Source organism: Inquilinus sp. CAU 1745, from assembly GCF_039839375.1.
Taxonomy (GTDB): Bacteria; Pseudomonadota; Alphaproteobacteria; order DSM-16000; family Inquilinaceae; genus JBDOQU01.
The window spans coordinates 253,672-266,032 of sequence record NZ_JBDOQU010000004.1 but is presented as its reverse complement, the minus strand read 5'-3'; the positions used below and the strand labels follow the sequence as shown (position 1 = coordinate 266,032).

At 66.7% G+C, this 12,361-nt stretch carries 11 protein-coding genes; 7 read left to right on the top strand and 4 right to left on the bottom strand.

The genetic code is table 11. The features are described from left to right. Positions 1-139 precede the first annotated feature (139 nt). From AAFN89_RS07565 to AAFN89_RS07555, 3 genes are read right to left on the bottom strand one after another with little or no spacing between them, the layout of a single operon-like run. Positions 140-760: a TPM domain-containing protein gene (locus AAFN89_RS07565; protein WP_347537594.1), complete on the bottom strand. Its 621-nt coding sequence runs from the start codon at positions 758-760 to the stop codon at positions 140-142. Positions 761-764: 4 nt separating this feature from the next. Continuing rightward, positions 765-1,535: a TPM domain-containing protein gene (locus AAFN89_RS07560; protein WP_347537592.1), complete on the bottom strand. Its 771-nt coding sequence runs from the start codon at positions 1,533-1,535 to the stop codon at positions 765-767. Then, complete coding sequence (locus tag AAFN89_RS07555) at positions 1,532-2,131, bottom strand: LemA family protein (protein WP_347537590.1); 600 nt, start codon at positions 2,129-2,131, stop codon at positions 1,532-1,534. The genes AAFN89_RS07560 and AAFN89_RS07555 overlap by 4 nt, the downstream gene beginning before the upstream one ends. A 214-nt stretch (positions 2,132-2,345) precedes the next feature. On the opposite strand from AAFN89_RS07555, the gene AAFN89_RS07550 reads away from it, so the two are divergent. The 6 genes from AAFN89_RS07550 (at position 2,346) to AAFN89_RS07525 (ending at position 7,511) form a co-directional block, all read left to right on the top strand. Continuing rightward, positions 2,346-4,340 carry a PhoX family phosphatase gene (locus AAFN89_RS07550; RefSeq protein WP_347537588.1) on the top strand — a complete coding sequence of 665 codons (1,995 nt, stop codon included), beginning with the start codon at positions 2,346-2,348 and terminating at the stop codon, positions 4,338-4,340. Positions 4,341-4,870: 530 nt separating this feature from the next. Further along, the gene (locus tag AAFN89_RS07545) at positions 4,871-5,278 is read left to right on the top strand and encodes a hypothetical protein (protein WP_347537586.1); all 408 of its coding nucleotides are present in this window, start codon (positions 4,871-4,873) and stop codon (positions 5,276-5,278) included. A gap of 3 nt (positions 5,279-5,281) precedes the next feature. Then, positions 5,282-5,779, top strand: a complete 498-nt coding sequence (locus tag AAFN89_RS07540) for a Fur family transcriptional regulator (protein ID WP_347537584.1) — start codon at positions 5,282-5,284, stop codon at positions 5,777-5,779. Position 5,780: 1 nt separating this feature from the next. Continuing rightward, positions 5,781-6,851, top strand: coding sequence for a GTP-binding protein (locus tag AAFN89_RS07535; RefSeq protein WP_347537582.1), 1,071 nt, complete (start codon positions 5,781-5,783; stop codon positions 6,849-6,851). Between the two features lie 77 nt (positions 6,852-6,928). Beyond that, entirely contained in the window at positions 6,929-7,183 is a 255-nt protein-coding gene (locus AAFN89_RS07530) for a type II toxin-antitoxin system RelE/ParE family toxin (RefSeq protein ID WP_347537580.1), read from the top strand. 19 nt (positions 7,184-7,202) lie between these two features. Continuing rightward, positions 7,203-7,511 carry a HigA family addiction module antitoxin gene (locus AAFN89_RS07525; RefSeq protein ID WP_347537578.1) on the top strand — a complete coding sequence of 103 codons (309 nt, stop codon included), beginning with the start codon at positions 7,203-7,205 and terminating at the stop codon, positions 7,509-7,511. Between the two features lie 208 nt (positions 7,512-7,719). Here the strand turns inward: AAFN89_RS07525 and AAFN89_RS07520 are convergent, their stop codons facing one another. Next, the gene (locus tag AAFN89_RS07520; protein ID WP_347537576.1) at positions 7,720-9,102 is read right to left on the bottom strand and encodes a methyl-accepting chemotaxis protein; all 1,383 of its coding nucleotides are present in this window, start codon (positions 9,100-9,102) and stop codon (positions 7,720-7,722) included. A gap of 207 nt (positions 9,103-9,309) precedes the next feature. On the opposite strand from AAFN89_RS07520, the gene AAFN89_RS07515 reads away from it, so the two are divergent. Then, positions 9,310-12,348 (top strand): phosphoenolpyruvate carboxylase, encoded by a 3,039-nt coding sequence (locus AAFN89_RS07515; protein ID WP_347537573.1) that lies wholly within the window; start codon positions 9,310-9,312, stop codon positions 12,346-12,348. The last annotated feature ends 13 nt before the right edge of the window (positions 12,349-12,361 follow it).

Here is a 12,361-nt window from a genome sequence, read left to right as displayed (position 1 = left end):
CTGTCTACAGCCGCTCACTCACCAAGAAAGTCGCCATCATCGCCGTCGCCAGAAAGCTCCTCACCCACCTCAACGCCATGCTCAGAGACCGTAAAGCCTGGGCCTGACAACACAGTTGCCAGCTTCTGCTGGAATGACGTTAGAGGGCCGTGGGGGCGTCGGGGAGTTCGTTCTGGTCGTCGTCGCGGCGAGGGAATTTTTCCGCCAGGAGGTCGCCGCAGGCGGCCGTGGCGTATTCGAAGGCGTCGACCAGGCGGCCCTGCCGCACCTTCGCGACGAAGCCGTCGATGACGGCCTGCCAGTCGTCCGGGCCCATATGCTCCGCAACGCCCCGGTCGGCGATGATCTCCACATGATGCTCGCATAGCGAAACGAACAGCAGGACGCCCGTCCGCCCCTTCGTGCCGGCGACGCCGGACGCATGGAACTGGGCCTGGGCGAGCATGGCCGCCCTTTCATGGAAGAGGGATTTCGGCGTCACGGCGCGCAGGAGCGGGGTCCAGAAGAAGGCCGCGCCGACGACCGCGAAAGTAACCGTCTGGAGTTGGAGCAGGCCTGTCGCCGTGAGCGGCGTCGGCCCCCAGAGAAGCCAGACCAGGGAGATGAGAGCGGAGGCGAGGATGGGCGCGCCCAGCCGCACGCTCCAGTAAAAACTGGCTTCCGGCGCGACGATCGCGACGAATTCGCACGAGGTCCTGGCCTCCACCGCCGCGACGGCTGCCGCGATCCTCTCCCGGTCCTGCCCTGTCAGATGCGCCATGTCGTCACCATCCCCCTGAAGCGCCGCCGCCGCCGGAACTGCCGCCGCCGCCCGAAAAACCCCCACCCGAAAAGCCGCCGCCGGAGAACCCGCCCCTCGCCCCGGCGACTCCCGTCCCGATCGCCCAGCCACGCCCGTAGAACCGGCGTCTCCGGCTGCCGATCATCCGGCGGACGACGAACAGGAAGACCATGAAGGCCCAGACGCCGACGGTGATCGCGGAGGTGACGAGACCGCTTCCACCCTCCGTTACCCCCGTCGCCGTCGCGGGAACCACGTATTCGCCGCCGAGCGCGGAGATGATGGCCGAGGCCCCGGCCTGGACGCCGCCGGAAAGGTCGCCATCCCGGAAGGAAGGCAGGATCCGATGCCGGATGATCGAGGAGGAAACGGCGTCGGTCAGAGCGCCCTCCAGCCCGTAGCCGACCTCGATCCGCACCTCCCGCTCTTCCGGGGCGACCAGCAGCAGGACGCCATTGTCGGCGTCCGTCTGTCCGATCTGCCAGGCGCGGAACAGCTCGACCGCGAAGGTTTCGATATCGACGCCCTGAAGGGACGGAACCGTGGCGACCACGACCTGGTTGGTCGTCCTTTCCTCCTCGGCGGCCAGTTGCCCGTCCAGGGACGCCTCGACATCCGCCGGCAGGATGTCGGCTTCGTCCACGACACGCCCGTTCAGCGCCGGCAGGTCCAGCGACTGGGCGGCGGCGGCTGAGGTGAGGAACAGGGCCGCCAGTACGGGGAACAGCAGCCGGCGCAGACGCGCGGCGATCAAAACTCCACCTCCGGCACCTGCTGGTCCGCCTCGTCGATCGTGAAGTTCTCCTTCGGCCGGGCCTCCGGATAGAGCCAGGCCGCCCACCAGCGGCCGGGGATGGTGCGCAGTTCGGTATTATAGAGGCGCACCGCCTCGATATAGTCGCGCCGGGCGACGGCGATGCGGTTCTCCGTCCCCTCGAGTTGCGACTGGAGCGTCAGGAAATTCTCGCTGGACCGCAGGACGGGATAAGCCTCGCTGACCGCGATCAGGCGGGACAGCGCGCCGGTCAGCGCCTGCTGCCCTTCCTGGAACTGGCGGAACGCTTCCGGGTTGGAGGTGATGTCCGCCGGAATCGCCAGTTGGCCGACCCGCGAGCGGGCCTGGGTGACCGATTCCAGAACCTCCCGCTCCTGCGCGGCGACGCCCTGCACGGTCGAGACCAGGTTCGGCACGAGATCGGCCCGACGCTGATACTGGTTGAGCACCTGGCTCCACGCCGCGTTCACCTGCTCCTCCAGCGTCGGGATCGCGTTGACGCCGCAGCCGGTCAGCAGGACCAGGCAGGCGAGCGCCGCCAGCGTGGCGCGGAAGGATGGAAGGGCGGCGGACATGGGAAGCCTCGGAAACAGCGGCGGACGGCGCGGACGATACAAGCCTGGATTGAATCGGACAACCGTATTGGGGACGCGCCGGCATTTCACCGAGCGGTCATGGGGCCGAAACAAAACCATCACGGCCGGCGGATATGGTCCCGGCCGGGCTCGGCATTTCGTGCCCCAAAATATCCGAAATCCGTGAAATCCTCGATTGGGAGAGGTCAAGTCAATGGACGCACGCGACGGCACATACCTGTCGAAATCCATGCAATACGAGCTGTCGGAGGATGCCGGGCGCAACGCTTCGGACAACCCGACCTTCGGCGACATCGTCAATGCCCGCTTCGGCCGGCGCGACATGCTGCGCGGCGGGCTGGGGGTCGCGGCGATGACCGCGCTGGCGATTCCGGCCATGTCGCTGCTGACGTCCAAGGCCGCGAAGGCGGCGGTCGGCGGCTTCGGGTTCGAGGAGATCGAGGCCGGGGTCGACGAGACCCATCACGTCGCGGCGGGCCACACCGCGCAGGTGCTGATCCGCTGGGGCGATCCCGTCGTCGCGGGCGCGCCCGCCTTCGACCCGGAGAACCAGACCGCCGCCGCGCAGGAGATGCAGTTCGGCTACAATAGCGACTATGTCGGCTATGTGCCGCTGCCGCGCGGGTCGGAGACCGCCGACCACGGGCTGCTGGTGGTGAACCATGAATATGTGAATTCCGAACTGATGTTCCCCGGCCTTGCCAATGCCGAGGGCGAATACGATCTGGCCGACCTGACGCCGGAGCAGATCGCGATCGAGATGGCGGCCCACGGGCTTTCCGTCGTGGAGGTCCGAAAGGAAGGCGACGGCTGGGCGGTGGTTCCCGACAGCCGCTATGGCCGGCGCATCACGGCGCTTTCGACGATGATGACGGTGTCCGGCCCGGCAGCGGGGCACGACCGGTTGAAGACCTCCGCCGATCCGGAAGGGCGGAACGTCATCGGGACGTTCAACAATTGCGCCGGCGGGACCACACCCTGGGGCACCATCCTGACGGCAGAAGAGAATTTCCACGGCTATTTCGCCGGAACGCTGCCCGAAGGCCATCGCGAGACGGAGAACTACGCCCGCTACGGCGCGCCCGACGGTTCCTATGCCTGGAGCCGGGAACATGCCCGTTTCGATGTCGGGCAGGAGCCGAACGAGCCCAACCGCTATGGCTGGATGGTGGAGGTCGATCCCTATGACCCCAATTCCGTGCCGGTGAAACGGACGGCGCTGGGCCGGTTCAAGCATGAGGGCGCGGAATCGATCATGAACGGCGACGGCCGGGTGGTCGTCTATATGGGCGACGACGAGCGGTTCGACTATCTCTACAAATACGTCTCCGACGGCCGGGTCGATCTGGAGAACCCGGCGTCGAACGGCGCGCTTCTGGACGAAGGGACGCTCTTCGTCGCCCGCTTCGACGAGGACGGGACGATGGAGTGGATGCCGCTGGTCCATGGGCAGGGGCCGCTGACGGCGGAGAACGGGTTCGAGGCCCAGGCCGACGTGGCGATCGAGACCCGCCGCGCCGCCGACCTTCTGGGCGCGACCAAGATGGACCGGCCGGAGGATGTGGAGCCGAACCCGACCAATGGCCGCGTCTATCTGATGCTGACCAACAATACGAGGCGCGAGGCCGGTCAGGAGAACGCGGTCAACCCGCGGCCGGACAACGCCTACGGCCATATCGTGGAGATCGTGACGCCGGACGGCGACCACGCCGCCACCAGCGCGACCTGGGAGATCCTGGTGAAGTGCGGCGATCCCGACAATCCCGACCATGGCGCGGCCTGGCATTCCGACATCAGCGCCAACGGCTGGTTCGGATCGCCGGACAATTGCGCGATCGACCCGCAGGGGCGGCTCTGGATCAGCACCGACGGCAACGATTTCGAATATAGCGGCCGCACGGACGGTCTGTGGGCGATGGAGACGGAGGGGGAGCGGCGCGGCTTCTCAAAGCTGTTCTTCCGCGTGCCCGTGGGCGCGGAGATGTGCGGGCCGAAATTCACGCCGGACGGGAAGGCCCTGTTCCTGGCGGTCCAGCACCCGGCCGACGGCGGATCGGAATGGCCGGGCTTCGGCCGGCCCTCGACCTACGCCGACCCGTCCACCCGCTGGCCCGACTTCGACCCCGACATGCCGGTCAGGCCCTCCGTGGTGGTCGTCACCAGGGATGATGGCGGCGCGATCGGCTGACGAAGGCCGGTTGTGGAGATGAGCGGGGCGGTCTTCGGGCCGCCCCGTTTCCGTTTCGGGGGGCGGCTTTCGGAGAACAACTCCTCACCTTGAGCTTGTAGAAAGGTGCGGGCACACATGGTTCGACGGGCTCACCATGAGGTTCTTTTCGTTGGTGATTCCCGACTTGAACGGGAATCCATAGGCCGTCGACGCTGCGCGGGCGGTGAAGAACCGGCTCGCTCGCCGAAATCGTTGACACCGTATGGATGCTGGATCAAGTCCAGCATGACATTGTTTTTGTTGGTCATTCCGGACTTGATCCGGAATCCATAAGCCCTTGCCGCTTCACCGGCGGCGACGGGCGGGGCACGGCCTCGACTTCCTTCGGCGCCGTATGGATTCCGGCTCGGGGGCCGGAATGACCAACAAGAGTGGTGCGGCGGACCGTCAATCGTGGACATTCGGTCCCATTGTCGCGAGGGCCGGGAATGCTTATGAAATAGTGTAACAATCGACTGGTCAGTCCATCAGGTAGCGAGATCGACATCATGAAACGTTTGGGAGCCGCGGCCGCGATGACGGTATCCGGGCTGTTCGGCCTGTTCGTGTCGTCCGGCGCGCAGACCGAGAACGGCTACAAGCTGGGGCTTCTGCTGTTCGTCGCGGCGACGCTCTCCGTCTTCCGCCTGATGAAGCAGCATTTCGACGGCGTGCCGGACGGCGAGACCTTCGATATCTGGCCGAACGACGACGCCAGCGGCTGGCTGATGGTGACCGCGCTGGGCGTGGCGGGGCTGGTCGGGCTGTTCGTGGCGGCCACACGCGACCCCTATCTCTACTGGTTCGGCCTCGGGCTGTTCGCGTCCTGCTGCGTGCTGATGCTGGCGGTCATGGCGCGCATCTTCGATTTGCGGGACGGGATGGCGTCGGGGGCAATGGTTGAGGGCGAGGCCTGACCCATGACCGCCGCGCCCTACGACATCGCGTCGGAACCCCACGACCATGCCGCCTGCGTCGACGACGCGCTGGCGCGGGCGGAGGCGCTTTGCGAGCGGCGGGGCGTACGGCTGACTCCCGTGCGGCGGCAGGTGCTGGAGCTTGTCTGGCGCAGCCACCGCCCGCGCGGGGCGTACGACATACTGGACGATCTGGCGAGCGACAACCGCCGTCGGCCCGCCCCGCTGACCGTCTATCGGGCGCTGGATTTCCTGGTCGCCCAGGGCTTCGCGCACCGGCTGGAGAGCCTGAACGCCTTCGTCGGCTGCGTCCATCCGGGCGAGCGACACCCGACGCAGTTCCTCGTCTGCTCGGACTGCGGAGCGGCGACGGAGTTGCATGACCGGGACGTCGCCGAGGCGATCGACAGAAGCGCCGCCGATCGCGGCTTCACGATCGAGCGGCCGATGGTCGAGATCAAGGGGTTGTGCCCGCTCTGTCGTGACCGGGCCGGAAGCTGAGATGGCCGAGACCGAAGTCGAGAGACTGCCCATCTCCGTCATCACCGGGTTCCTGGGCAGCGGCAAGACCACACTTCTTTCCCGCCTGATCCGGCATCCGGGGATGGAGCGCACGGCCGTCATCATCAACGAGTTCGGCGAGGTGGGGCTGGACCACGCGCTGATGGCGAAGGCGGACGACAATGCCGTGCTGATGCAGAGCGGCTGCCTGTGCTGCACCATTCGGAGCGACCTTATCGACACGCTGCGCGACCTGTTCCTGAAGCGGGTGAAGGGGCTGATCCCGGAGTTCGACCGGGTCGTGATCGAGACGACGGGGCTGGCCGACCCGGCGCCCATCCTGCACACGCTGATGACCGACCCTCTGGTGGCCGGACGGTTCCGGCTGGACGGGGTGATCGCCACCGTAGACGCATTCAACGGTGCTGCGACGCTGGACGCGCAACCGGAGAGCGTGAAGCAGGCGGCCGTCGCCGATCGCATCGTCCTGACCAAGACCGACTTGGCGGACGCCGAGGCGGTGGAGGAACTGACCGGACGGCTGCGGACGCTGAACCCGGCCGCGCCGATCCTGCCCGCAAACCATGGCGACATCGACCCCGCCACGCTGTTCGACGCCGGCCTTTACGACCCGTCGACGAAATCCGCCGACGTGGGACGCTGGCTGAAGGCGGAGGCGTATGGGCACGGAAACGGGCATGAACATGACGACCACGGCCATCATCACGATGTGAACCGCCATGACGACCGCATCCGGTCCTTCTGCCTGGAACTCGACCATCCCGTGCCGTGGGAGGATTTCGCCGACTGGATGGACGCGCTGACCCGGCTGCGCGGCGACGATCTGCTGCGCGTCAAGGGCGTCGTCTGGACGACCCAGACGGAGCGGCCGGTGGTGATCCACGGCGTCCAGCACCTGTTCCACCCGCCGGCGACGATCGGCGCATGGCCGACCGGCGCACCGCGCACCCAGATCGTCTTCATCACCCGCGACATCGGCCGGCAGGCCATCGAGGGCATGTTCCTGGCCTTCATGGAAAGCATGAAACAGGCCCCGAGGGGGAGCCTTTAACCTTCGGGCTTCCCGACAACGGCAGTTGCGCGGTAACCGGCCATCTGTTACCTATAAGGTAACGATCCGGAGGCGTCATGCCGATAGAGAAGATCAGGCACAAGGGGCTGAAGGAGCTGTTCGAGAAGGGCAAAACGGCGAAGATCAGCAAACATCATCATGCCAATTGCCTACTGATCCTGGACCTGCTGGACGCTATCAGCGATCTGGGAGATTGCCAGGGGGTGAAGGATTTCCACGAGTTGAGCGGAGATCGGAAAGGCGAATTTTCGATGCACGTTTCCGGCAACTACTGCACTTCACCTTTGACAGCGAGAACGCCACGATCCTGAATCTTGAGGATTATCATTGATGGACAGGCTGACGCGTATGGGGCGGCGACCGACGCCGCCGGGTACGATCCTGACGGAGATGTACCTGAAGCCACGGGAGGTTTCGCTCACCGCGTTTGCCGGGGCGATCGGGATCAGCCGCAAGCATATGAGCCAGATCGTGAACGGGCATGTCCGGCTGGAGCCGGAGATCGCGGCCCGGATCGGAAAGGTGCTGGGAACCTCGGCCGAACTGTGGATCAACCTCCAGGCCAGGCTGGATGCCTATGAGGCGCATCAGTCCGTCAAGGACTGGACGCCGACGGTGACGTTCCGGCCGGCCGCCTGAAAGAAGCGGCGCCGGACCCCGATCCGGCATCCATGCAGCGTCGACGGAAGCCGGGACCGTGCTCGTTCTTTCGCCGGCGGTGGAGCGGCGAGCGCCTATGGATTCCCGATCAAGTCGGGAATGACCAACTACAAGAAAATCCTCATGGTGAGCCAGTCGAACCATGCGTGCCTGCGTCCTTCGACAGGCTCAGGACGAGGGGGGAAGGCTATACCTTATAACCAATGCGGAAGCCGCCCCAGTGGCGGCCTTTGACGATGATGGGGGCGGAGATGTCTTTCATCAGGGCGTATTTGCCGCTGCCCATGTCGCGGCGGTAGCTCTGCAGCAGGAAGGGCTGCTGGCTTCTGCCGGCGGCGAGGCCGACGCGGTCGTTGAAGATGCGGCGGTTGCGGCAGTTGGCGGTGTTCCAGGCCGCGTCGTCGCCCTGGGGCTGGGAGAATTTCCGGTTGTGGGTCGGCAGGTAGCCGTTCCGGTCGACCGCCGCGCAGAAGAGGATGCCGCTGTCGGAATCCAGCAGCGCTTCCTGCACCGGCGTCAGCAGCCGGTCGGTGAGGTCGGTGAACCGGGTCGTGACCTGTTCCGGGTTCGTGCCGGGGACGGGTTTGTAGTCTTCGTCGAACAGGGCGTCGAGCGTGATGGTCCCGTCGTCCACCGCCTTTTCCAGCAGGCGGCCGATGGCGGCGGCGGTGTCCCTGGCCTTGCCGATGACCGGCGTGTCGACGGTGTCGACGCCGGCTTCCGCCGTCAGCCCGATCAGCCTTTCGCTGACGCCGAGAAGGCCGTAGAGGCGGTCCTTCGCGGTCTTCAGGCTGTCGTTGGACAGGGCGACATCCGAGGCCATGCCCTGGATGCGCTCCCGCACCATGGCGCAATGGCGGCCGATCTCCTCGGCCGCGCCGCCGATCCGTTCGGCCTCCTGGTCGACATCGCCCATCGCCGCGCCGACGGCGGAAACGACGCCGCCGATGGCGCTGGTGCCTTCCCGCACCGATTCCGCGCGACCCATCGAGCCGGCGATATCCTGCATGATGGCGGAGGCCTGCTCGTTCAGGTCGCGGAGCGTGGCGTCGATCTCCGCCGTGGCGCTGCTGGTCTGGCCGGCCAGCGCCTTGACCTCGCCGGCGACGACGGCGAAGCCGCGACCCGCCTCCCCCGCCCGCGCCGCCTCGATCGTGGCGTTCAGCGCCAGGAGGTTTGTCTGCTTGGCGATGGCGTCGATGCCGGCGGCGACCTTGCCGACCCGGTCGAGCGCCTGACGCAGGCCGGAGAGCCGGCCTTCGATGCCGGCGACGGCCTCCACCAGTCCGCGGATCTCTCCCAGCGCCGTCTCTATCCTGTCCGTGGAGTTCGCGACCTCGGACCGGGCGCCGGCCGCCGCCATGCGCGCCGCCTCCGCCGCCGAGGTCACGCGGTGGTTGCTGTCGACCATCAGCCCGGCGGCCTGGTCGAGGTCGGAGAAGACCCGGGCCTGGCTTTCGACCCGCCTGCTCACATCCTCGACATGGCCGGCGACGTCAGCAATTTCCACGCCCAGGGTTCCCGCCTCGTTGGCGACCTTTCCGACGATGGCGGCGTTTTCGACGACCATGGCAGCCCTTCTCCCCCGAGATTGTGGAGCGTCATCCGATCGGGAAGCTTGCCGTTGCATTGGTTAACCGGCACTTAAATAAAATCCAACTCCACAGCCATCTCGGGCATCGTTGACAGGGTCGGGCGCGGCGTCGCATCGTTCCCGCCCGGCTCCGGCGGCCATCGCCGCTGCGCGCGCCCCCACGCAAAGACGCCAGGAACGCCCATGCCCGAAGCGGTGAAGATCGCCCCGCGCGACCAGCACAGCCCCGCGCCCCTTAGCCTCGACCGGCCGTGCTTCAGGCCCGACGCCGACACCGATCCGGCGGCGCTGGCCGAGGAACTGGCGGCGGAACTGGCGCGGCTGGAGAAGACTCGTGAGGACGATCCCTTCTCCAACCCCGTGATGCTGCTGGCGGTGGAGCTGTCGCGGCGGCTGGAGGCGGGAAGCCTGGGCTATGCCGCGCTGGAGCAGGCGGTCCAGCATCTGACGGCCGAAGGCTTCGTCGACCGGGCGCGGCGGCTGGGACGCTATATCGGGGAGTGCGACCCGGCCGCGAATGACGGCAAGCTGCGCGACGCCTTCGCGGCGCTGGCCCGGCCGCGCAATGCCGAGGAGGTCGGCAATGATGGCGGCGATGTGGTGCGGTTCGAGATCTTCCGCGATCGTGTGGAGAGCGAGAGCTTCGGCATCGTCATCACCGCGCATCCGACCTTCAACATTTCCACGGAGCTGATGCGCGCGCTGGCGGCGCTGGCGTCCGGACGCGGCGCGTCGGGGGAGATTCTGACCGAGGACGAGCGGGAGGCGCTGGTCGCGCTGGCCCGGCGGGCGGAGCACCGTCCCGACGACGATATCAGCCTGGCGCGGGAGCATGCGCTGTCGGTCGAGGCGATCGAGGGCATCCAGACGGCGCTGCGCCGCGCCTACGACATATTGTTCCAGACGGCCCGCGAGCTTTACCCGAAACGCTGGATCGAGCTGAAGCCGCGCCTGCTGACGGTGGCGAGCTGGGTCGGCTACGATCTGGACGGCCGGTCGGACATCACCTGGACCGACACGCTGCACAAGCGGCTGCGGATACAGAAGGCGCAGCTTGAGCGCTATCTGGCCGATTTGCGCGATCTGCGGGGCGACCTTGGCGTCAACGACCGCGATCTGCGCGATACGCTGGACCTGATGGAAAGCCGGCTGGCGCTGGCGATTACTCAAGCATCGGACGAGATCGCAGTGTTCGGCGATTCCGACGCGGGCGGCGAGGAACAGCGCGAGCGGGTGAAGGAAATCTCCCGCCGGATGTTCGAGGGCCGGTCGCTGCGGCTGGCTGACAGCTCGCTGCTGGTGGAGATGCTGGACCGCGCCATCGGCAAGGCGGACGGACGGAAGGGAACGGAAGGGCTGGTCCGGCGGCTGTGCGTTCTGCGGGCGGAGATGGCCAATCACGGACTGGGGCTGGCCCACACCCATGTGCGGATCAACGCCACCCAGGTCCACAACGCGATCCGCAAGGCGGTGGGGCTGGTGACCCATCCCAACGATCCGCGCTACCGCGTTTCATACACCGACACGATCAACGAGCTTCTGGACCAAGTGAAGCCCGAGACGATCAATTTCGGATCGGTGATGGGGGAGCGCACCTCCGTCAAGCGGCTGTTCATGGTCGTGGCCCAGATGCTGAAATACAGCGACGCGACCGCGCCCGTCCGGTTCCTGATCGCGGAATGCGAAAGTGCGTTCACGGCGCTGACGGCGCTCTATTACGCGAAGCTGTTCGGCGTCGACCGGCACGTCGACATCTCCCCCCTGTTCGAGACGGAGAAGGCGCTGGAGGCCGGCAGCCGGGTGATCGAGCAGTTGCTGGAGAACCCGCACTACCGCGCCTATGTCGAGGCGCGCGGGCGCATCTGCGTCCAGACCGGTTATTCCGACGCCGGCCGCTATCTGGGGCAGAGCCCGGCCGCCGCCTCCATCGAAAGGCTGCGGCTGCGGCTGATCCGCGTGATGGCAAAGCATGGGCTGCGCGATGTGCGGCTGCTGATCTTCGACACCCATGGGGAATCGATCGGCCGAGGCGCGCACCCGGCGAGCTTCGAGCAGCGGCTGTCCTATGTCGACACCCCCGCCTCACGCGGGTTCATGAGCGACGAGAAGGTGCTGTTCAAGCAGGAGGTGAGCTTCCAGGGCGGGGACGGCTATCTCTATTTCATCAACCCCGCCGCCGCCTTCGCGTCGGTGACGCGGATCCTGGAGCACGCGCTGCGCCATGGCGACAATTCGGTGGACGATCCCTTCTATGACGAGGCCGCCTATATCCGGGAATTCTTCACGACGGTGAAGGAATTCCAGGTCGGGCTGATGGACGACAAGGATTACGGCGTCCTCCTGTCCGCCTTCGGGGCCAACCTGCTGTTCCAGTCCGGCAGCCGCGCCTTCAAGCGGGAGCATGAGGACGCTTCGGAGATCGACTATGCCGAGGCCTCGCAGTTCCGCGCCATCCCGCACAACGCAATCCTCCAGCAGCTTGGCCTTCTGGCCAACAGCGTCGGCGGGGCGGGCGCGGCGATCGCGCGGGACCCGGAGAAGTTCCGCGAGCTCTATCCGAAATCCGCACGGCTTCGGCAGCTCATGGGCATCGTGGAATATGGCGCGGCGATCAGCGACCCGGAGATCATGCGGGGCTATGTCGACAGCCTGGATCCCAGCCATTGGATCGTCCGGGCGAGCGACGCCGCCTCCCCCCGCCGGGCGGACGAGATGCTGCGGCTGGCCGGCCAGTTGGAGGGGCTGGGGCTGCACGAGCGGCAGAACCGGGTGTTCCGCCGGCTGTACAAGGATTTCACCATCCTGTCGGCGGCGCTGGACGATCTGGGCGCGGAGGGAAGCGGCGCGCTGGTCGGCGACCGGACGAAGATTGCGCTGAGGATGCTGCACGCGATCCGGCTGGCGGTGATCCATGAGATCTTCCTGCTGGCCACCCGCATCCCGGAATTCTCCAGCCGCCATTCGATGACGCCGAAGCAGCTCGTCACCCGGCTCCTCCATCTGGACGTGCCGCCTGTGGCGAGGCTGCTGGAGGAGATATTCCCGCTGACCGAGGGCGACGCGGCCTCCGCCGATTTCGGGGAGCCGGCGAGCTATCATGGCGACGAGAAGCAGAGCTACCAGTTCGAGAACGAGACCATCTTCCGGCCCATGAAGGGCCTCTATACGCTCATCCGCCGCATCTCAACGGCGAACGTCCACCGCATCGGCTTCCTTGGCTGAGCCCGAACCGCCA